The organism is Streptomyces sp. NPDC048566, from assembly GCF_043199735.1.
GTDB lineage: Bacteria > Actinomycetota > Actinomycetes > Streptomycetales > Streptomycetaceae > Streptomyces.
Genome location: NZ_JBICWL010000005.1, coordinates 287,707 through 307,499, shown reverse-complemented (window position 1 = coordinate 307,499; position 19,793 = coordinate 287,707). Strand labels below are relative to the sequence as shown.

Genomic DNA, 19,793 nt, shown 5'->3' with positions numbered 1-19,793 from the left:
GGGGGGGGGGCCCGGCCGGCGGGGCCGCCCCCCCCCCGCGGGCGGGCCCCGGGGCCCCCCCCGGGCCCGGGGGGGCGGCCCCCCCCGGGCCCCGGGGGGGCCCCGGCCACACGGTGCACGGTGATGTGCGCGCCCGGCGTGCGGACACCCGGCGGCCCGGGGCCGTACCCGGCGCGCGCAGGCCTCAGTCCCCGCGCCTGACCCGCCCGGGGATCGCCATGGCCCGGAAGGCGTCCTCGGCGGCGGCACCCTGCTCGGCGGCCCCGGCCGCGTCCCCGAGCGCCGCCAGGGCCTGCGCGACACCGTCCAGGGCGTACGCCTCCTCGACCCGGTGCCCGAGCGCGGCCGCCGCGGCGTGGGCCCGCCGGTGCAGATCCAGCGCCCGCCGGTGGTCCCCGCCGCGCCGGAAGAACCGCCCCGCGGTGTTCCACACGGTTCCCTCCCGCACGGGCGCGTCCTCCAGGCCCTTGGTGGCCAGCGCCTCCTCCGCCCAGTGCAGCGCCTGCTGCCGCCGGCCGAGCCGGTCCTCCGCCTCCGCCGACAGGACGAGCTGGAGGGCGCGTTCGGCCGGGGCCAGCACCCCCGGGGCGCGCTCCCGTGCGGTCGCCAGGGTCCGCGCCGCCGCCTCCACGTCGCCCATGGCCAACTGGATCTGCGCGAGGTCGTTCAGCCCCACCATCTCCTTCTCCGCGGCCCCGATCCTGCGGGAGAGTTCCACGGAGCGGGTCGCGGCCTGCACCGCCTGGGCGAAGTGGCCGCGTTCCATGTAGACGCCGCTGACGTTCGACAGCGACTCCGCCTCGGCGCGCTCGGCGCCCAGTTCGCGCTTCAGGGCGATCGACTGCTCCAGCCGGGGCAGCGCCTCCTGGAAGCGGCCCGTGGTGGCGAGCAGCAGCCCCAGCACACCGGTGTCCTTGGCCTGGCCGCGCCGGTCGCCGAGGTCGACCGCCAGCCGGTGGGCCTCCACCGCGGCCGCTATGCCGTCCTCGAACCTGCCCCGCTTCCAGCAGGCGACCGCCAGGTTGGACAGGCTCAGCCGCAGCAGGTCCGCCTCGCCCAGCCGTCGGGCCGCCGCGAGCGCCGTGTGGCACAGCGCCAGGAAGTCGTCCAGCCGGCCCCGGAGGTCGAGATGGAACACGACGTTCGCCGCGAGCAGGGCCACCTCCCGGTCGAGTCCCCGCCGGAACGCCAGCGCCACCGCCGCGAGCAGACTGTCCTGCTCCCGCTCGAACCAGGCGCGGGCCGCCTCCGGCCCGCTCAGCGGCGCCAGTTCGGGAAGGAACGAGGGCGCCGGCCGGGCCATCCGCACCCGGCCGGGGAAGAGCAGGTCGCAGGCGGCGTCCGAGGCGGCGATCGAGAACTCCAGCAGCCGGCGGACCGCTCCCTCGGCCTCCTCGCTGAACTCGCCGGTACCGCCCGAACTCCGGCCCCGCGACAGCATGTGGGCGAAACTGCGCACGAGATCGTGGAACGCGTAGCGGCCCGGTTCGTGCTGCTGCACGAGGTGCATGTCCAGCAGGTACTCCAGGACGTCCTCCGCGTCCCGGACCCCGAGATCCAGCAGGGCCGCCGCCGTGTAGACGTCGAGATCGGCGCCGGGATACTGGCCCAGCAGCCGGAAGGACTTGCGGTAGCCGGCGTCCAGCCCCTCGTAGGACAGGCGCAGCGTGACCTCCACGCTCCGTTCCCCGGCGCTGAGTTCGGCCAGGCGGTGCGCGTCGTCGCGCAGCCGGTCCACGAGGTACCGCACGGTCCAGCGGGGCCGTTTGCGCAGCCGGGCCGCCGCGATGCGCAGGGCGAGCGGCAGGTGCCCGCTGAGGTCGGCCAGTTCGGCGACGGCGGCGGCCTCGGCGTGTGCCCGCCGCTCCCCGATGATCCCGACGATCAGGGCGACGCTGTCCGGTGGGGCCATCGTGCCCAGCGAGACGGAGTGCGCCGCGTCGAGGTCGACGAGCAGGGCCCTGCTGGTGACGAGCACGACCGTGCCGGTGGGGGAGGCCAGCAGCGGCTTCACCTGGGCCTCGTCGACCACGTTGTCGAGCAGCAGGATCATCCGGTGCCGGGTCATGGTGGACCGCCACAGGGCGATGCGGCCCTGCGGATCGTCGGGGATGCGTTCCCCGGGGACGCCGAGCATGCGCAGCAGCGCCTCGGCCGCGGCGGCCGGCGCGAGAGGCTCCTCGCCGGGGGTGTAGCCGCGCAGGTCCAGGTGGAGCTGGGCGTCCGGGTAGCGCTCCGCGAGCCGGTGGGCGGCACGGACGGCGAGGGAGGTCTTGCCGCTGCCGCCCATGCCGTCGATGGCCACGATGAGCGGGCCGGAACCGGTGGCGTCCTCCACGAACCCGAGGAGCTTGTGCAGTTCCTCCTCGCGGCCGGTGAAGTCCCGCAGGTCGTAGGGGAGGGTGGAGCGGCTGCCGGTCACCGCCGGGGCCGCCGCGGCGGTCGCCGCGACCGGCGCGGTCAGGGCCGCGTCGTTGCGCAGGATCGCCTGGTGCAGATCGCGCAGGGCGTCGCCGGGCTGGATGCCGAGTTCCTCGTCGAGCACGGCGCGGATCGTGCCGTACTCCTCCAGCGCCTCGGCCTGCCGGCCCGACCGGTACAGGGCGAGCATCAGCTGGCCGCGCAGCGTCTCGCGCAGCGGGCTCCCGCCGATCGCCTCGCGGATCTCGGCGATCAGCTCGGCGCCCTCGCCGGCGTCCAGCCTGAGGTCGAACAGCTGCTCCACGGCGGTCATCCGCCGTTCCTCCAGCGAGGCGGAGGCCGCGTCGACGACCGAGCCGCCGCTGCCCGACAGCACGGGCCCGCGCCACAGGGAGACGGCCTCGCGCAGCAGCGCGGTGGCCTCCGCCGACAGGCCCGCGGCCACGTGGTCGCGGGCCCGGCGCAGGGCGTCGGAGAACTGGAGCAGGTCCAGCTGCTCGGCGCTGACGGCGGCTCGGTATCCGGGTCCGTCCGTGGCGATGAGGGTCCGTCCGTCGGGGATGCGCTGGCGCAGTTCCGCGACGGCCTTGCGGACCTGGTGCGCGGCGGTCGCGGGCGCGTCCTCGTCCCAGACCGCCTCGACGAGCCGGTGCACGGGCAGCACGCGCTGCGGCTCCAGCAGCAGGGTGACCAGGACCCGTTCGCTGACGGGTCCTCCGACGTGGACCCGTTCGTCCCCGTCCCAACACTCCAGGGAGCCGAGGATGCGAAAGCGAATCGGCGCTGGCTGGCGCATGGCGCGGGTCCTCTCCTCGGTCCGGGTGCGGCCGCCGCGCCGCCGCTCGCCTGCGCCGCGGACCGCGCGGCCGGACCGGGGACGGGGTCCCGTTCCTTCACGTTCTGCAGGGAACGGCATCCGGCAGCCGTCGTCGACGTTCACATTTTGACCCACGATGTGTACCGACGGTCGCGGCTTCATGGCTCTTACATCCGGCGGAGCAGGCGCGCTGGCGCGTATCGGACAAGTTTCCGGATCGGTCCGGACCAAGCGCAGCCCCGGGGTGCGGGCGGAGGGCGCGGGCGACGGGGGCCGGCCGGAGGGGCGTCACGCCACCCGGGCCGCCGCGATGGAGCGGGGCGGACCGGGGCGGCCGCACCGCATCCGGGGAGCAGGACGCCTCCGTCCAGCGGATGTGACGTTCCGTGAGCACGTGACGGGCTGTCACGAGGGTGTTCGGGCGCCCGGCACGGGGGCGGTCGCGCTGCCTGTTCACGGCCGCCGGGTGCCCGTTTCGTGCCCGATCGCGGTCCGGCTCCGGCCGGACGGCGGACCGGACCGGGGGGCCCGCGGAGCCGTGCGCGGGCTCCGTGGGCGTCCGGCCAGCGGGGTGCGCGGTGCCCGGTGCGGGCGCCGGCGCCTCCGACCGGCGGACCGCCGATCGGGCCCGCGGGCGGGACGGGAGCCCAGGATGTGAACGCGCCGTCCTCCGCGGCACCGGCCCGGGCCGGCCCGTCCGGACACGGTGGGTGGCCGGCGGCTGCGTGCCGCCGGCCACCCACCGTGTCCACCGGCATCCGTCAACGGGCTCCCGCCGGCGCGGGTCCGGCCTCCCGGGTGCGGGGCGGGCGGTCCGCCGCGTCCTCGTCCGGAGTGTCGGCCAGCACACCGCCACGGCCCCAGTGGTCCTGCTCGACATCGCGCACGAGCACCGTCACGGCCTCGCGCGGGCATCCGGCGATCCGGGCCAGCGTCGTGGTCACCTCCTCCACCAGATCGGCTCGTTTTTGTCGGTCGTTGCCCTTCCACCAGTCCACGGTCACCACAGGCATCGTTCTCTCCTCACTTCTCGGGGGCGACGAGCCCCTCGGTCGCGGGGAACTGGTCGAACCTGCGCGCCAGTTCCTCCATCATCTCCGCGGTGGGTTCGGGCGAGGCGGCCAGCAGTTCGCCCAGTTCGCGGAAGTACCTCTCCCGGCCGCCGTCCGGGGTGAACATCACCAGCAGCGTCGCGGGGTCGGCTCCCGGGTTGCCGAACGCGTGGGTGGTTCCGGGCGGCACCATCATGAACGTGCCCGCACCCGCGACGCGGCGCTCCCCGCCGAGGGTGAGCAGCACCTCGCCGCTCGCCACGTAGAACATCTCCGTCAGTTCGTGGTGGAAGTGCAGCGGCGCTCCGGGGGCGCGGGGCGGGAGCCGGTGCTCGGTGAGGCCGAAGCGGCCGGCCGTGTCGTCCCCGGTGACGAGGAAGGAGACCGGGGTGCCGCCCACGACGGTGGTGGGGCCGGTGCCGGGTGCGATCACCCGGGGCAGCGTCACCGCTCGCCTCCGGCGTCCCGCCCGGCGCCGGCGGCCCGCCCGGGGGCGAGCGTGCGCAGGGCCACGGCCGCGGCGACCAGGGCGAGTACGGCGGTCAGCGCGTAGGCCCGGCCGAACGCCCCGCTCCCGGGCGTGTCGCCCAGTACGAGGACCAGCACGGCCAGCCCCGTCGCGCCGCCGGTGTACTGCGTCGTCGTCAGGACGGCCGACGCGGTGCCCTGGTCGCCGTCCGGCACGTCCTTGGTGCCCGCGATGTACATGCCCGCGAAGGCCATGCCCTGGCCCAGTCCGCTGATCAGCAGACCGGGCAGGACACCGGTCCAGTAGCCCGATGCGCCGGTGCCGAACGCCAGCACGGCCAGCCCCGCCGCGCCGACCGCGAACCCGGCGGCGAGAGTGGGGCGGATGCCGCGGCTCCCGGCGAGCCGGCCGGTGACGAGGTTCCCGGCGACCACGCTCAGGGCCAGCGGCAGGAAGGCGATGCCGGCGCCCAGCGGCCCGTAGCCCCACACGTTCTGGAGGAAGAGGGTGATGAGGAAGAACTCGGCGCCGACGCTTGCCATGTAGAGGGCGGACATCGCACTGGAGCCCGCCAGCGACCGCACCCGCAGCAGGTCCGGCGGGATGAGCGGGGTGGCCGCCGGACGCCGGTCGTACGCCGTCCAGACGGTGCCGAGCGCGGCGGCGGCGGCCAGGCAGCCCAGGCAGGAGGCGGAGGCCCAGCCGTCGACCGCGGCCTGGGTGAGGGCCGCGACCAGGAAGAGGACCGCGCCGGTGAACAGCGCCGCGCCCGGGAGGTTCAGGCGCCGGATCGAGGTGGGGGTGCGGTCGCCGGCCGGCAGCACCCGCAGGGCGAGGGCGACGGTGACCAGGATGAGCGGCACGTTCACGAAGAACACCCAGCGCCAGGACAGAGCGGCGGTCAGCACACCGCCGATCAGCACGCCCGCGGCGAGGCCCACTGCGCCGATCGCGCCCCAGACCGCGAGTGCGCGCGAGCGCACCGCACCGGCGGGGAACGCGGCGCCGATCAGGGCGAGCATCGCCGGGGTCAGCGCCGCGGCCCCGACGCCCTGCGCGGCACGGGAGGCGACCAGCAGATACTGGTCCCCGGCCAGTCCCGCCGCCAGCGAGCCGGCGCCGAACAGGCCGAGCGCGCCGAGGAACAGCCGGCGCGGTCCGGTCAGATCGGCGGCCCGGCCGCCGACGACGAGGAAGCTCGCGAAGAAGACGGCGTAGGCGGACACCACCCACTGGAGCCGTTCGGGCGGCAGGCCGAGCCCCGATCCGATGCTCGGCAGGGCCACGTAGATGATCGAGTAGTCGAGCGCCACGAGGAACTGCGCGATGGACAGGGCGAGCAGCGCGGCTTTCATCCGGCCGCTGAATCCGGGGGCCTCGGCGGTGGAGGCGGGGCTCGGGGCGTGCGAGGTCTGGACGGTCATGTGAGGGCTCCGGTCGGTTCCGGGCGGGTCCCGGACTGGTCTCGGGGGGTGGCGGCGGCCTCGTGCAGGAGCACGCGGACCACCGAGTCGAAGTCGTCCGCGACGTGGTCGGCGCGGGCGGCGGTGAGGGCCTCGGCGGAGTCGACCCCGTAGGAGACGCCCACGGTGCGCAGCGCCGCGGCACGGGCCATCGCCACGTCGGTGACGGTGTCGCCGACGTACCAGGACCGTGCCGGGGACGCTCCGAGGTCGGCCAGCGCGCGCAGCGCCATGTCCGGGTGGGGCTTGCCGTGTTGGACCATGTCGTGGCAGACGACGGTGTCGAAGCGGCCGAGGATGCCGGTGGCCTCCAGCAGCGCGAGCGCGCTGGAGGAGATCTTGGAGGTGGCGATCCCGAGCGGGTGCCCGGCGGCCCGCAGCCGGTCCAGGCCCTCGGGGACGCCCGGCGGCAGGAGCGCGGGACCGCGGCTGAGGACGTCGGCGGCGAAGCGGGCGCGGTAGCGGGAGGCGGCCTCGGCCGTGGCCGCGTCGTCGGCGGACACGCCCAAGAGGTGGGCGAGGGAGGCCTCCAGAGGCTTTCCGACCGTGGCCAGCACCTCGGACCGGCGGGGCGAGGCACCCATGGCGCGCACCACGTCGCCGATCAACTCGGCGATGGCGGCGGGGGTGTTGGCCAGGGTGCCGTCGATGTCGAAGACGATGGCGGAGGTCATGCCGCGGCCCGCCCGTCCGCGTCGGAGCCGGCGGCGTAGGCGACGGCGAGGTGGCCGGCGAGCCGGGCCGTGCTGATCAGCACCTCGCGGTTGGCGGCGGCCGAACGCCCCTCGGTGGCCCGCGAGACGGCCTTCATCAGGTACGGGGTGGCGGCGGGTCCGCGCACCCCGTCGGCCTCGGCGGCCCGGAGCGCGTCCTCGATCACGCCCTCCATGAGGTCGCCGTCGAGCGCGTGCTCCTCGTCGATGGGCGCGGTGATCAGCGGGCCGCCGGGCAGACCGGCCGCCCAGTGCATCCGCACGGCGCGGGCGACGTCGCCGAGGTCGTCGATCCGGCGGGGGACGCGCAGGCCGCTGGAGCGGCAGTAGAACGCGGGGAAGTCGTCGAAGCGGTAGCCGATCACCGGCACCCCGAGGGTCTCCAGGTACTCCAGGGTCGCTCGCAGGTCGAGGATGCTCTTGGCGCCGGCGCAGACGACCGCCACCTTGCTGCGGGTGAACTGCACGAGGTCGGCGGAGACGTCGAAGCTCTCGGCCGCGCCGCGGTGGACGCCGCCGATCCCCGCGGTGGAGAAGAACGGGATGCCGGCGAGGTCGGCGGCCACCAGGGAGGACGCCACCGTGGTGGCCCCCGGGCCGCCGGCGGCGAGCACGCCACCGACGTCCCGGCTCGACACCTTGGGCACGTCGGTGCCGAGCGCGAACCGCTCCATGTCGTCCGCGGACATGCCGACGGTGAACCGGCCGCCGTCCAGCCCAACGGTCGCCGGCACCGCTCCCGACTCCCGGACCGCCTTCTCGATGGCGAGGGCGGTCTCCACGTTGCCCGGGTAGGGCAGGCCGTGCGCGATCACGGTCGATTCCAGCGCGACGACGGGCCGTTGCTCGGCCAGGGCGTCGCCGACTTCCTCACTGATGCGCAGCAGGGGGTGCATGAAGGGTCTCCTGAACGGTCGCGGGGCGGAGGGGAGGGGCCCGCCGGGAGCCGGGCCTCCGAGTCGTCCGGACTGTCCCGGACCCCGTTCCCGTTCCGTTCCCGGGCGGCGCCCGCCGGCGCCCCGGCCCGAGGGCGAAACGGCCGTGACGGGCGCCGGCCGGTGTCGCCCGCCGCCGCGGCCTGCGGCAGGTCGTACGGAATTGAACGGTCATCCCGACATCTGGACGTGACGCGCGTCACGCGGACCCGGAGACCTGCTGGTCTCGGCCTGTCGTTCGAATCTTCCGGATCGATTCCGGCCAGCGCTCTTTGCCGCGCGTTGACCCGTAGTGGAGGGGATCGATCCGTCCCCGCGGGGGTTTCGGCGACGCGCCGGGAGGGCTCCAACCTGTTGACCGGCCCGGACGCGAGAATTACTGTTCGAGCCATGGTTGCCACGGGGGAAGTTGCTACCACTGACGAAGACACGGAACGTGTCAAGGCGAGATTCTTTGATCAGGACGCCTGTCGAGGTTGTCCGTGACGGCTGAGGCCGTTCTCCTCTTTTCTCTACATCGAATCCCGCGCGCCTGACCGGCGGACCCCGGGTCCCCGGTCCGGTGCGTCGAGGGTGTCGGGCAGTCGCTCCGCCGGAAACCCCGACGGAGCGGCGTTCGCCGTTTCGATGCCACCGGCGCGGTGCCGATTCTCCCCTGCATTCCTTGACACGACCGGATGTCCCGGGCCGTTCCCGCGGTCCGTCCGGCCCGAGTGATCAGACGTGGGAGCAACAATGGAGATCCATCTGCTCGGCTCGTTGGAAATGGCCGACGAGTACATATCCCTGAAGATTCCCGGGGAAAAACTGCGCGCTATCGTCGCGACCCTGGCGCTGACCCCGAACCGGCCCGTTTCGCGCAATGATCTCATCGACGAACTCTGGGGCGAGAACCCGCCGCGCCACGCCGAGAACTCGCTGCACGGCCACATGGCGCGATTACGGCGCATCATCGCGGCGCGCACCGGAATGGGGACGCACCGCGCGCTCATCGGAACGTCGACCTTCGGCTACGTGCTGTCGATCCCGGAACACCGGGTCGACGCCCTGCGCTTCTGCGACCTCGTCCGCCGGGCCGCCCTCCTCCAGGAGTCCGACCCGGCCGGCGCGGTCCGGCTGCTGACCGAGGGCCTCGCCCTGTGGCGCGGCCCCGCCCTGCTCGACGCCGGCCACGGCATGCTCTGCCGGATGGCCTCCACCCGCTTCACCGAGACCCGCCTGACGGCATGGGAGCAGCTCTTCGACGCCCAGTTCGTCCTGGGCATGCACCGCAGCGCCGTCACCGAACTGGAGCAGCTGCACGCCCAGTACCCGCTGCGCGAGCGCTTCTGCGAGCAGCTGATCACCGCGCTGTACCGCACGGGCCGGCAGGCCGAGGCGCTCGACGCCTACCACCGCACCCGGCAGCGGCTCTCCCAGGGCCTCGGGCTGGAACCGGGGCACGCCCTGCGCGCCAGGTTCCAGGAGATCCTCCGCCAGGAACCCCTGGGAAGCAGGTGACCGTCGGCGGGGCACCCGCTCCCGTGCTCCGGGACGGGGTGGCGGGGCCGCGCCGCGGCGCGCCCCCCCCCCCCCGCCAAGCGGCCCACGCCACCACCGCCCCCCCCACGACGCCCAGTGGGACCCCCCAGTCTTGCAGATGGGCCCCCCCCCCTGCCCCCCCCCCCCCCCCCCGGGGGGTGGGGGGGGGCGGGGGGGGGGCCCCCCCGGGCGGGGGGGGGGGGGGGGGGGGGCGCCCCGGCCCCCCCCCCCCCCCCGGCCCGGCACCACCGGAGCCCTCGCCACCGCGGCCCGCCTCAGACGGACTTGGTGACCCGCAGGATCTGCCAGATGGCCCCGAACCGGGCCCGCCCGTGGAAGGCCAGGTACTCGGGAAGCACCAGGTGCGGCCCCCACTTCTCCTTGTACGCGAGCTGGCTGGCCGACGGGTAGACCTTCTCCCCGTGGTCGGCGAGGAAGCGCATGAACCACCCCGTCACACCGCTGGCCGCCGCCACCTCGACATCGGGGTCCAGACCCGTGAACGGCGTGAAACCGAAGTGCAGCCACTCGGCGCCCTCGCTCCGGAAGGTCTCGACGGCCTGCGCGTTCACCGCCTCCATCACCCCCGGGGGCACCTCGGTGTCCCGTCGGCTGAGGTCGTGCAGCCAGCCCGGACGGGAGCCGTACGCGGGGGAGTAGGAGATGTACGCGACGACCGCGCCCTCCAGACGGCCCACGAACAGCCGGCGCTCGCCCTGCGCGGGACCGCCGCACTGCCCGACGAGGAACTCGATCTCCTTGACGTGCCGGCCCTTGCCGCGCAGCCAGCGCCGGTCCAGGGCCTCGATCTCGGCGGCGACGTCGGCGAGGGCGGCCTCCTCGATCCGCAGTCCGCTGCGCCGCGCGCGGGAGATCTTGTTCCGCAGTTTCATGAACCGGGAGCCCTTGAGCGTGAACTCCGGCAGATGCAGGGAGAACGAGGACCCCACCTGGTTCACGGTGAATCCGCAGCGGGCGTAGAGATCGGCGTCCGCGCGCTGGAGCTGGATCGCGCACACCGTGCGCCGCTTGTCCCGCGCGAACGCGAGGAAAGCGTTCAGGAGCTTCTCCTGTTCGCCTTCGGGACCGAACACCCCGCCGAACTGGACCAGGTAGCGGCCCGAGGTGCGGTAGGCGACGAAACCCTCCGCGCCGGGGGCGACGAAGTATTCCGTCCCGCTGTTCAGCGCCAGGAAGGCACTCGGGTTGTCGGCGTACTTCCGCAGCGCCTGCGCGGCCGAGTCGAAGGCCACTGATTCCTCAGTCGTTGACATCTCGATCCCCTGTCGTCCCGCCGTACACCGACTCGCCTTCCCGTTGCCTTTCCGCAGATTCTCAGACGTCCGCCTTCGATGCCCCTGAAACGGCCGTCTCAGCTCCGTCTCAGGGGCTTCTCAGCCCGCGCTGGAAGATTGCTGGAGGCAGCCGGAAGAAAGACGCGCCGGCCGCTCGAAGCGGATGAGGAAAGCGGGGGCCGCGTGAACGGCACGCAATTGGCGGGGGATGCGCCACTCGCCGGGGAGGACGTCGTCCTCGCACCGGGAGCGGCGACGTATCTGTCCCATGTCGACGGAAAGAACATTCCCGGTACGGAATGGGTCTATGTCCTGGACGCGGCGGCACTGCTCGACGACGCGTTCACCAACCTGACCCTGAAGCGCAAGCTGGAGCGCGGCCAGTGGCACGGCGGCCCGCACGGCGGCGTGCTGCCGCCCACGATCGTCGGCCGGGTGGCGAAGGCGGACCGCGAGACGGTCGCCCACGCCCTGCGGGCCGCCGCCTCGGCGGCCCGCACATGGTCGGCGACGCCGCTGGACGTACGCCTCGGGCAGCTCGGCGCGCTGCTGCGCGACCGGCTGGCCGAAAGGGCCGGGGAGATCATCGACATCCTGGTCAAGGAGGGCCATCCACTGGCGCTCGCCCGCTGGCAGGTCTCCGGCATGCTGGAGTGCTTCGGGCCCGAGTCGCTCGGCTTCTACCGCGGCCAGATGCTCCAGGAGTTCCGGCACGGGGCCCGCGAGATCTCCGTACGCCGGCAACCCGACGGGGTGGTGTGCCTCAACCCGCCGCAGAACGCGCCGCTGTCGAGCGCGCTCCTCGGCGTGACCGCCCTGTTCGCCGGCAACGCCCTGGTGGTGCGGGCCCCGCGCAGCGCACCCCTCGGCGTGATGTACGTCCTGCACGAGGTGGTGGTCCCCGCCCTCCAGGAGGTCGGGGCGCCGCCCGGCACCCTCGGCGTGGTCTGCGGCGACCCGGCGCCGATGCTCAACGCCTGGCTGGAGAGCCCGCACGTCGACGACATCATGTACTTCGGCAGCAGCGAGAACGGCATCCGCTTCCAGGAGCGCTGCGTCGCCGCGGGCAAGAAGCCGATCCTGGAACTCGCCGGCAACGACGTGGTGGTGGTCTGGAAGGACGCCGACGTCTCGCTCGCCGCCGAGGCGCTCACCGAGAGCTTCTACGGCTCCGGACAGCTGTGCATGATCCCCAACCAGGTGCTCGTCCATCCCGACGTCGCCGCCTCGCTCACCGCCGAACTCGCCCGGCAGAGCGCCCTGGTGAAGCCCGGCCGCGCCGGCGACGAGGGCGTGCTGCTCACCCCGGTCCTGCGCAACGAGAAGTTCTTCTCCTGCCTCCAGGACGCCCTCGACGCGGGCGCCGAACTGGTCTGCGGCGGCCACGCCACCCAGCTCGACGGCTCCCGCGACGCATCCGGCATCTTCCTCGAACCCACGGTGGTCCTGGTGCGCGGACTCGACGGGGCCCGCGACGTCCGGGCGGTGGCGCACGAGACCTTCTTCCCGCTGCTCCCGCTGGTCGTCGCCGAGCCCGCCGACGGCGACGACGAGGAACTGCTGGAGAAGTTCATCGACTGGGTCAACTCCAACGCCTACGGCCTGCGCAACTCGCTGTGGGCGGACGACCGTTCGGTGATCGACCGGTTCACCTCCCGGGTCACCAAGGGCGGCCTGCTGAAGGTCAACGACTCGCACATCGGCTTCCTGCCCTACCTGCCCACCCACGGCGGCACGGGGCTGACCGGCGGGGTGTTCGGCGAGGCCAACTACCCGGTGCTGCGCACCTCCCACGTCCAGGGAGTGAGCGTCAGCGCGCAGGGACCGCGCCCCCGCGACGCCGTGTTCGGCGGCCGTCCCGCCGGGTGACACCGGCCGACAGCGTCCCGTACTGCCCGCCCCTGCATCCCCGCACTCCGACCATCCACCGACTTTGAGGAAGCCCATGCGTTCCCTGGACGCGGCCCGGGAGATCTGCGAGAGCGCTCTGCCCGGCCTGCTCAAGAACCTCGACGCCATCCCGCTCGCCGACCTGGAGAAGCCGGAGAGCCCCGGCCTCGCCCACTTCCGCGCCGCCAAGGGCCCCGGGCTGGTGATCCCGAAGGAGTACCAGGGCATCGGCGCGGACCCGCTCCAGGCGGTCGCCGTCGTGCGCGCCATCGGCGCCGTCTCGCCGTCGCTCGCCGTCGCCACGACGATGCACCACTTCTCCGTGGCCACCCTCTTCACCCTGGCCGACTCCATCAAGAGCAGCGGCATGGAGTGGGCCCTGCTCGAAGGCATCGCCGAGCAGAACCTCCTCGTCGCCTCCGGGTTCGCCGAGGGCAGGCCCGCGCAGGGCATCCTCGCCCCGACCATGCGGGCCCAGCAGGCCGAGGGCGGGTTCGTGATCAACGGCTCGAAGAAGCCGTGCAGCCTCTCGGAGTCGATGGACCTGCTGACCGCGAGCGTGGCACTGCCCACCCCCGACGGGCGGTCCGAGATGGCCGTGCTCCTGGTGCCGCGCCGCACCGAGGGCATCACCAGCCACCCGTTCTGGCAGAGCTGGGCGCTGGCCGGCGCGGAGAGCAACGAGGTCCGCCTCACGGACGTGTTCGTCGACGAACAGCTGATCATGCGGACCGAACTGGGCGAGGCCGGCGAACTCGACGAGCTTCAGACGGTCGGCTTCATCTGGTTCGAACTGCTCATCTCCGCAGCCTACGTCGGCATGGTCTCCGCCCTGGTGGAGCGCCTGTACCGGTCGGGCCGCGGCGGCGCGTCGGACCGGGCGCACCTGATCGCGAAGCTGGAGACGGCGAACCTGCTCCTCGAAGGCGCCGCCCGGATGGTGATGGACCAGGAGCGCGGCAACGACGCGCTCGCCAAGACCCTGGTGGCCCGCTACGCCGTGCAGGACGCGCTCGGCGAGACGGTGAACCGCGCCGTGGAACTGCTCGGCGGCATGGCCTTCATCACCTCCTCCGACGTGGCCTACCTCGCGGCCGTCTCGCACGGGCTGACCTTCCACCCGCCGTCCCGCGCGAGCTTCCAGGCCCCCTTCCTCGAACACGTGGCGGGCAAGCCGCTCCGGCTGGCCTGAGGAGGCACCGTGACGACCACTCCGCTCGCCCCCGACGTCCTGCCGGACCGGCACGAACTCGGGCGCCTGTACCGCAACCGGCTCAGCCGGGGCCGCGCCACCCTCGGGGAGATGTTCGGCGGTCACGTCGAGGTCGCCTCCGAGGGGGCCCGGGTCACCACCTCCGACGGCCGCACCTTCCTCAACTGCGGCGGCTACGGGGTCTTCCTGACCGGAGCCCGGCACCCCGCCGTCATCCGCCGGGTGGCGGAACAACTCCACACCCACCCGGTGGCCACCCGCATCTTCCTCGAACCGCAGGCGGCGCTCGCGGCCGACGCCCTGGTCTCGGTGGCACCCCCGGGGCTGGGCAGGGTCCACTTCGCGGGCTCCGGCGCCGAGGCCGTGGAGACGGCCATCAAACTGGCCCGCACCCGGGGCAGGACCCGGCTCGTCGCCACCGACGGCGGCTACCACGGCAAGACGATGGGCGCCCTGACCCTCACCGGCAAGAGCCTCTTCCAGGACCCGTTCCGGCCCCTGCTGCCCGGCACGACCCACGTCCCCTACGGGGACGCCGGGGCACTGCGGACCGTGCTCGCGGACATCCCCGGCGAGGGGTGCGTCTTCGTCGAGCCCGTACAGGGCGAGGCCGGCGTGGTCATCCCGCCGCCCGGCTACCTGGCCGAGGTCGCCGCGCTGTGCGAGGAGTTCGGCGCCCTGCTGGTGCTGGACGAGATCCAGACCGGCCTCGGCCGGCTCGGCACCTGGTGGGGTGCGGACGCGGACGGCGTGGTGCCGGACATCCTGCTCGTCGGCAAGGGGCTCAGCGGCGGCGTCGTCCCCGTCTCGGCGGTCGTGGCCCGCCCCGAGGTGTTCACGGCCTTCGACCGGGACCCCTACCTGCACACCTCCACCTTCTCCGGCGCGCCCCTCGCCATGGCCGCCGCCCGCGGAGCCATCGAGGCGATCCGGGGCGACGACCTCGTCACCCGCTCCCGGGACATCGGCGCGCGGATGCTCGGCGAACTGCGCTCCATCGTCACCGGCCACTTCGGCGGCGTGGTCCGCGAGGTGCGCGGACGCGGGCTCATGCTCGGCATCGAGTTCGCCGAACCCGGCCCGGCCGGGGACCTGCTCATCGAACTCATCCAGAACGGCGTCATCGCCAACCACTCCCTCAACTCCCATCTGGTCCTGCGCCTCACCCCGCCCGCCGTGCTCGACAGCACGGACCTGGAGTTCCTCTACGAGGCGATGGACCGCGCCTGCCGGACCCAGGCCGCCCGCTACACACCCACCTCAGGAGGTGCCTGACCATGCGCAGCGCACAGGTCACGATCCGCGCCGTCGCCGTCACGCCCGCCGACGCCTTCGACCGTGTCAAGGACTTCGCGGCCTATCCCGCCCTCTCGCCCGTCGTCCGGTCGGTGACGGTCACCCGGCCCGCCTCCGGGCCGGCGGGCGGGGACGGCGAGGAACACAGCGACTGGGAGGTGTACTTCCGCAACGGCATCCTGCGCTGGAGCGAGACCGACACCTTCGACCGGGCCGCACTCACCATCGCCTTCGCCCAGACCGACGGGGACTTCGCCGAGTTCTCCGGCACCTGGCGGATACGCGCCGACGGCGGGGACAGCCTGATCGACTTCTCCACCGAGTTCGACTTCGGCATCCCGAGCCTCGCGGGCATCCTCGACCCGGTCGCCGAACGGGTGTTCCGCGAGACGATCGGCCTGGTCGTCACCAGCCTGTTCGCCGAGGCCGAGGTGGTGGGCGACGAGGCCCTCGTGCGGGCCGTCGAGCTGGCCCGGGTCCGCGCCGCGCAGCTGCGGGCCGAGGCGGACGCGCCCACCGTCCTGAGCGCGGGGGCCGCCTGATGGACGCGAAGAACACCTTCGACACCCCGGTCACCTACCGGCTGATCCGCGCCGAGTACGCGGTCGGCCTCGCCGTCGCCCTCGGCTTCTTCTTCGCCCACATCACCGAGGTGCGCTGGCTGCCCGCCGTCGCCCTGTTCCTCTACATCGACCTCGTCGGGTACATCCCGGGCGCGATCGCCTACCACCGCAGCGAGGACAAGGCGATCTCCAAGGTGTACTACGTCCTCTACAACACCATGCACAGCCTGGCCACCCAGACGGTCGTCGCGCTCGCCTGGATCTGGCTGGCCGGTGCCGAGTGGGCCCTGCTCGTGCTGCCCATCCACCTCTTCGGCGACCGGGCCCTGTTCGGCAACTTCCTCAAGCCCTTCGGCCTGGACTTCGAACCGGTGGCGAACCCGGCCTTCCAGCGCTTCCGGTCCCAGTTCGCGGCCGCCGCCGGCGACGACCGCCTGGTCGAGCGGCTCGACGCGAGGACGACGCCATGACCGTCCCGAGCACCACGTCCCGCGGCGCGGTGTCCCCGGACCCCGGGACGCCGGACCCCGGGGCGCACTGGCCGGCCGGTAGCCGCACCGCCACGGCCCGCGCCGCCACCCGGCGGTTCGCCACCGGCGTGACCGTCCTGACCTGCGGCCGGGACGAGGGCACGCACGGCGTCACCGTCAGCACCCTGACCCTCGCCTCGATGAAGCCGCCGATGGTCTCCGTCGCCCTGCGCCGCGACAGCCGGGGCCTGGCCGCCCTGCTGGCGTCCGGCGCGTTCGCCGTCAACGTCCTGGCGGGCCGGCAGGACCCGCTGGCACGGCACTTCGCCCGGTCCGACCGGGGCGAGGGACTCGGCCGGCCGGGCCGCGGCGTGTGGGCCGGGCACACCGCCGACGGGGTGCCGCTGCTCGGCGGCGCGGTCGGCTGGCTGCGCTGCCGGGTGACGCGCACCGTACCGGCCGGCGACCACGAACTCGTCCTCGCGCTGGTGGCCGACGCCCGGCTCGGCACCACCACCGAGCCGCCGCTGGTCAACTTCGCCGGCGACCTGCACCGCTTCCCGCCCGCCGCCCCGCCCGACGACACGATCCGGAGCCGACCATGACCGACCTCCCCACGGGCCCGCGGCCCGAGGACCACACCGTTCCCGCGGAAGCCGACTGGGACCGCGCGCCGTCCCTGGTCGACGGCGCCAACACCCTCGAACTCGGCGCCGCCGACTGCGACCTGCGGTACTGGCTGCGCGCCGTGCCCCAGGGCACCCTGCGCGGCAAGGTGCTCGGCCACGACGAGCACGTGACACCGCACGAGGTGACACGGCGCCCGGGGCCGCTCAACGACGCGCTCACCCAGGAGCTGGCCTTCCGCTCCATCGCCGAGGACAAGGCGACCCGCGCACTGGGGTACATGGTGGCCCTCGCGCCCGACACGGCCACGATGGAGTTCTACACGACCCAGCTGATGGACGAGGCCCGGCACGCGATGGTCTTCCGCAGCCATCTGCTGAGCCTCGGCGTCGCCGAGCGCGACCTGTTCGCCACCGTCGAACGGCTCGCCGCCGCCGACCGCGACGCCGTGCTCGTGCCACTGGAGAACCTCGGCCTCGAAGTCCTGCGCGACCAGCAGGACTTCATCGGAGGCGTGGTCGTCCTGACCATCCTCGTCGAAGGCGTGCTGGCCCCCGCGGCACAGCTCTCCGAACTCAAGTGGCGCGTCTTCGACCCGGCCGCCGCCGACGTCGAGCGCGGCGCAGGCATCGACGAGATCCGCCACCTCACGGTGGGCAGCTCCGTGGCCCGCGAGCACCTGCTCGCCCACCCCGAGGACAAGGAGCGCATCCTCGAACTGATCACCCGCGGGCGCAAGCTCTGGGACGACCTGCCCGCGACCGAGATGACGCTGCGCCGCGAGACCCTCTTCCAGCAGGGCCTGGACGAGCACCGCGACCTCGTCGGCGACCACGAGATCTGGCCGGGCCGCCGCCTCGTCGACACCTCCGTCGAGGAACGCGTCGGCACCGCGCAGGAGTGGGCCGAGTCGATGCAGCGCAAGCGGCTCGCCTACATGGGCCTGGAGGAGGCGATATGACCACCGTCGACGAGCGGGGGGCACCGGGCACGGGCGGCTCCGGCACCCTGGAGGAGATCACCCGGCTGGTGAAGGACGCCGGACTCATGGACACCCGCCCCGGCTGGTACGTCTACAAGATCGCCTTCAACTCCGTGCTGCTGATCGCCGGCTGGACCGCCTTCGCGCTGCTCGGCGACACCTGGTGGCAGCTGGCCGTGGCCGCCTTCCTCGGCCTGATGTTCGGCCAGACCGACCTGATCGGCCACGACGCCGGCCACCGGCAGATCGTCCGCACCCGCAAGGCCGGCAACGTCATCGGCTACGTGCACGGCAACCTGCTCACCGGTGTCAGCTTCGGCTGGTGGGTCAAGCACCACACCGCCCACCACAACTATCCCAACCACCTCTCGATGGACCCCGACATCCTGCGCCGGCAGGTCATCTTCGAGGCCGGCGACCGCGTCAAGCGCACGACCCGCTTCCAGCGGTTCGTGGTCCGCCACCAGTCCTGGATGTTCTTCGTCCTGATCACCCTGGAGGGCCTGCGCCTGCACCTGTCGGGCTACGTGGCCGCGAGCCGGGGCGCGCTCACCAAGTACCGCAGGACCGAACTCACCGTCATCAGCCTGCACCTCGTCCTCTACGTCGCCGCGCTGTTCTACGTCCTGCCCCCCGGCAAGGCGGTCGCGTTCCTGGTCCTCCACCAGGCGGTGTTCGGCTTCTACATGGGCCTGATGTTCGCCCCGAACCACAAGGGCATGCCGGTCCGCGACGGCGAGAAGGAGGAACTGGACTGGCTCACACGCCAGGTGGTCACCTCCCGCAACCTCAAGCCCAGCCGCTTCGGGGACTTCTTCTACGGCGGCCTCAACTACCAGATCGAGCACCACCTCTTCCCGTCGATGCCGCGCACCAACCTGCGCAGGGCCCAGCCCATCGTCAAGGACTTCTGCCTGCGCAGCGGACTGCCGTACGTGGAGGTGTCGGTCCTGGAGTCCTACGCCGAGGTGGCCGGCTACCTCGACGAGGTCAGCGACGAGGTGGCGCGGCTGGAGAGCGGGGTCTCATGAACGCGCGGGGCACCGGCCGGGCGGCCGTCGTGTGCGGGCTCGGCACCTGCGTCCCCCCGTACGCGCTGACCAACGAGGAGCTCTCCGGGCTCGTCGACACCTCCGACGCCTGGATCCGCAGCCGCACCGGCATCGGGCGGCGGCACATCGCCGACGCGTCGACCGCGACCAGCGACCTCGCGGTCGAGGCGGGCGGCCGGGCGCTGAAGTCCGCCGCGGCGACGGGCGACCGGGGCGTCGACGCCGTCATCGTGGCGACGACCACCCCGGACCACCCCTGCCCGGCGACCGCCCCGCTGGTGACCACCCGGCTCGGACTGGGCACCGTCCCGGCGTTCGACGTGGCCGCGGTGTGCACCGGCTTCCTCTACGGGCTCGCCGCCGGGTCCGGACTCATCGCCGCCGGGACCGCCCGCCGCGTCCTGGTGATCGGCGCCGAGACCTTCTCCCGCATCCTCGACCCCGCGGACCGCTCCAGCCGCGCCATCTTCGGCGACGGTGCCGGAGCGGTGGTGCTGCGCGCCGGGGAACCCGACGAGCCCGGCGCGCTCGGCCCCTTCGACCTGGGCAGCGACGGAAGCGGCAGCGACCTGATCACCGTCCGCACGGGCGGATCGCGCCACCCGTACCCGACGGCCGGGGACGGGGCGGACCCCTACTTCCGGATGAACGGCAAGGCGGTCTTCCGCAACGCCGTCGAGCGGATGACCGAGTCCTCGCGCCGGGTCCTCGCCCGCACCGGCTGGCCCGGGGCCTGCCCGGACCTCGTCGTCGCGCACCAGGCCAACCTGCGCATCCTGCACGCCGTCGCGGACCGGATCGGCGTCGACCGCGCGGACTGCTTCGTCAATCTCGACCGCGTCGGCAACACCGCCGCCGCGTCCATCCCGCTCGCCCTCGGCGACGCGCACGGCTCCGGGGCCCTCACCGCGGGCCGGCGGGTCCTGCTCACCGCCTTCGGCGGCGGCCTCACCTGGGGCGCGTGCACCGTGACCTGGCCGGACATCCAGCCGGCCTGACGACCACCGACCACCA

At 73.5% G+C, this 19,793-nt stretch carries 17 protein-coding genes; 10 read left to right on the top strand and 7 right to left on the bottom strand.

Translation table 11 applies throughout. The annotated features are described in order from the left end of the window. Nucleotides 1-184 precede the first annotated feature (184 nt). The 6 genes from ACGFS9_RS12050 to ACGFS9_RS12025 form a co-directional block, all read right to left on the bottom strand. On the bottom strand, nucleotides 185-3,217 hold the full coding sequence (locus tag ACGFS9_RS12050) for a BTAD domain-containing putative transcriptional regulator (RefSeq protein WP_393252497.1): 3,033 nt from the start codon (nucleotides 3,215-3,217) through the stop codon (nucleotides 185-187). Between the two features lie 782 nt (nucleotides 3,218-3,999). Beyond that, complete coding sequence (locus tag ACGFS9_RS12045) at nucleotides 4,000-4,251, bottom strand: 4-oxalocrotonate tautomerase family protein (RefSeq protein WP_393252495.1); 252 nt, start codon at nucleotides 4,249-4,251, stop codon at nucleotides 4,000-4,002. A gap of 10 nt (nucleotides 4,252-4,261) precedes the next feature. After that, on the bottom strand, nucleotides 4,262-4,723 hold the full coding sequence (locus ACGFS9_RS12040; protein WP_393252493.1) for a cupin domain-containing protein: 462 nt from the start codon (nucleotides 4,721-4,723) through the stop codon (nucleotides 4,262-4,264). An 11-nt stretch (nucleotides 4,724-4,734) separates the two neighbouring features. Then, complete coding sequence (locus tag ACGFS9_RS12035) at nucleotides 4,735-6,183, bottom strand: MFS transporter (RefSeq protein WP_393252491.1); 1,449 nt, start codon at nucleotides 6,181-6,183, stop codon at nucleotides 4,735-4,737. Then, nucleotides 6,180-6,896 carry an HAD family hydrolase gene (locus ACGFS9_RS12030; RefSeq protein WP_393252489.1) on the bottom strand — a complete coding sequence of 239 codons (717 nt, stop codon included), beginning with the start codon at nucleotides 6,894-6,896 and terminating at the stop codon, nucleotides 6,180-6,182. Before ACGFS9_RS12030 ends, ACGFS9_RS12035 begins: the two co-directional genes overlap by 4 nt. Further along, nucleotides 6,893-7,831, bottom strand: coding sequence for a pseudouridine-5'-phosphate glycosidase (locus ACGFS9_RS12025; protein ID WP_393252488.1), 939 nt, complete (start codon nucleotides 7,829-7,831; stop codon nucleotides 6,893-6,895). Before ACGFS9_RS12025 ends, ACGFS9_RS12030 begins: the two co-directional genes overlap by 4 nt. 774 nt (nucleotides 7,832-8,605) lie before the next feature. Here ACGFS9_RS12025 and ACGFS9_RS12020 point away from each other — a divergent pair. Further along, nucleotides 8,606-9,370 carry a BTAD domain-containing putative transcriptional regulator gene (locus ACGFS9_RS12020; protein ID WP_393252486.1) on the top strand — a complete coding sequence of 255 codons (765 nt, stop codon included), beginning with the start codon at nucleotides 8,606-8,608 and terminating at the stop codon, nucleotides 9,368-9,370. A gap of 296 nt (nucleotides 9,371-9,666) precedes the next feature. On the opposite strand, the gene ACGFS9_RS12015 is transcribed toward ACGFS9_RS12020, so the two are convergent. After that, nucleotides 9,667-10,665, bottom strand: coding sequence for a bifunctional lysylphosphatidylglycerol flippase/synthetase MprF (locus ACGFS9_RS12015; RefSeq protein ID WP_393252484.1), 999 nt, complete (start codon nucleotides 10,663-10,665; stop codon nucleotides 9,667-9,669). Nucleotides 10,666-10,869: 204 nt separating this feature from the next. Here ACGFS9_RS12015 and ACGFS9_RS12010 point away from each other — a divergent pair, with 204 nt between their 5' ends. The 9 genes from ACGFS9_RS12010 (at nucleotide 10,870) to ACGFS9_RS11970 (ending at nucleotide 19,777) form a co-directional block, all read left to right on the top strand. Further along, nucleotides 10,870-12,555 (top strand): aldehyde dehydrogenase family protein, encoded by a 1,686-nt coding sequence (locus ACGFS9_RS12010; RefSeq protein ID WP_393252483.1) that lies wholly within the window; start codon nucleotides 10,870-10,872, stop codon nucleotides 12,553-12,555. 76 nt (nucleotides 12,556-12,631) lie between these two features. Continuing rightward, the gene (locus ACGFS9_RS12005) at nucleotides 12,632-13,768 is read left to right on the top strand and encodes an acyl-CoA dehydrogenase family protein (protein ID WP_393252482.1); all 1,137 of its coding nucleotides are present in this window, start codon (nucleotides 12,632-12,634) and stop codon (nucleotides 13,766-13,768) included. Nucleotides 13,769-13,777: 9 nt separating this feature from the next. Further along, the gene (locus ACGFS9_RS12000; RefSeq protein WP_393252481.1) at nucleotides 13,778-15,064 is read left to right on the top strand and encodes an aspartate aminotransferase family protein; all 1,287 of its coding nucleotides are present in this window, start codon (nucleotides 13,778-13,780) and stop codon (nucleotides 15,062-15,064) included. Nucleotides 15,065-15,066: 2 nt separating this feature from the next. Continuing rightward, entirely contained in the window at nucleotides 15,067-15,627 is a 561-nt protein-coding gene (locus ACGFS9_RS11995; protein WP_393252479.1) for a type II toxin-antitoxin system RatA family toxin, read from the top strand. Beyond that, on the top strand, nucleotides 15,627-16,118 hold the full coding sequence (locus tag ACGFS9_RS11990; protein ID WP_393252477.1) for a hypothetical protein: 492 nt from the start codon (nucleotides 15,627-15,629) through the stop codon (nucleotides 16,116-16,118). The genes ACGFS9_RS11995 and ACGFS9_RS11990 overlap by 1 nt, the downstream gene beginning before the upstream one ends. Further along, nucleotides 16,115-16,723 carry a flavin reductase family protein gene (locus ACGFS9_RS11985; RefSeq protein WP_393252475.1) on the top strand — a complete coding sequence of 203 codons (609 nt, stop codon included), beginning with the start codon at nucleotides 16,115-16,117 and terminating at the stop codon, nucleotides 16,721-16,723. Before ACGFS9_RS11990 ends, ACGFS9_RS11985 begins: the two co-directional genes overlap by 4 nt. Next, nucleotides 16,720-17,706 carry a VlmB-like protein gene (locus ACGFS9_RS11980; protein ID WP_393252474.1) on the top strand — a complete coding sequence of 329 codons (987 nt, stop codon included), beginning with the start codon at nucleotides 16,720-16,722 and terminating at the stop codon, nucleotides 17,704-17,706. Before ACGFS9_RS11985 ends, ACGFS9_RS11980 begins: the two co-directional genes overlap by 4 nt. Next, nucleotides 17,703-18,758: a fatty acid desaturase family protein gene (locus tag ACGFS9_RS11975; protein ID WP_393252473.1), complete on the top strand. Its 1,056-nt coding sequence runs from the start codon at nucleotides 17,703-17,705 to the stop codon at nucleotides 18,756-18,758. The genes ACGFS9_RS11980 and ACGFS9_RS11975 overlap by 4 nt, the downstream gene beginning before the upstream one ends. Next, on the top strand, nucleotides 18,755-19,777 hold the full coding sequence (locus ACGFS9_RS11970; RefSeq protein WP_393252471.1) for a beta-ketoacyl-ACP synthase III: 1,023 nt from the start codon (nucleotides 18,755-18,757) through the stop codon (nucleotides 19,775-19,777). The genes ACGFS9_RS11975 and ACGFS9_RS11970 overlap by 4 nt, the downstream gene beginning before the upstream one ends. The last annotated feature ends 16 nt before the right edge of the window (nucleotides 19,778-19,793 follow it).

Coding starts and splice junctions, on each gene's coding strand:
- ACGFS9_RS12050 (WP_393252497.1), bottom strand. CDS start 3,217: ATGCGCCAGCCAGCGCCGATTCGCTTTCGCATCCTCGGCTCCCTGGAG.
- ACGFS9_RS12045 (WP_393252495.1), bottom strand. CDS start 4,251: ATGCCTGTGGTGACCGTGGACTGGTGGAAGGGCAACGACCGACAAAAA.
- ACGFS9_RS12035 (WP_393252491.1), bottom strand. CDS start 6,183: ATGACCGTCCAGACCTCGCACGCCCCGAGCCCCGCCTCCACCGCCGAG.
- ACGFS9_RS12030 (WP_393252489.1), bottom strand. CDS start 6,896: ATGACCTCCGCCATCGTCTTCGACATCGACGGCACCCTGGCCAACACC.
- ACGFS9_RS12025 (WP_393252488.1), bottom strand. CDS start 7,831: ATGCACCCCCTGCTGCGCATCAGTGAGGAAGTCGGCGACGCCCTGGCC.
- ACGFS9_RS12020 (WP_393252486.1), top strand. CDS start 8,606: ATGGAGATCCATCTGCTCGGCTCGTTGGAAATGGCCGACGAGTACATA.
- ACGFS9_RS12015 (WP_393252484.1), bottom strand. CDS start 10,665: ATGTCAACGACTGAGGAATCAGTGGCCTTCGACTCGGCCGCGCAGGCG.
- ACGFS9_RS12005 (WP_393252482.1), top strand. CDS start 12,632: ATGCGTTCCCTGGACGCGGCCCGGGAGATCTGCGAGAGCGCTCTGCCC.
- ACGFS9_RS11995 (WP_393252479.1), top strand. CDS start 15,067: ATGCGCAGCGCACAGGTCACGATCCGCGCCGTCGCCGTCACGCCCGCC.
- ACGFS9_RS11990 (WP_393252477.1), top strand. CDS start 15,627: ATGGACGCGAAGAACACCTTCGACACCCCGGTCACCTACCGGCTGATC.
- ACGFS9_RS11985 (WP_393252475.1), top strand. CDS start 16,115: ATGACCGTCCCGAGCACCACGTCCCGCGGCGCGGTGTCCCCGGACCCC.
- ACGFS9_RS11980 (WP_393252474.1), top strand. CDS start 16,720: ATGACCGACCTCCCCACGGGCCCGCGGCCCGAGGACCACACCGTTCCC.
- ACGFS9_RS11975 (WP_393252473.1), top strand. CDS start 17,703: ATGACCACCGTCGACGAGCGGGGGGCACCGGGCACGGGCGGCTCCGGC.
- ACGFS9_RS11970 (WP_393252471.1), top strand. CDS start 18,755: ATGAACGCGCGGGGCACCGGCCGGGCGGCCGTCGTGTGCGGGCTCGGC.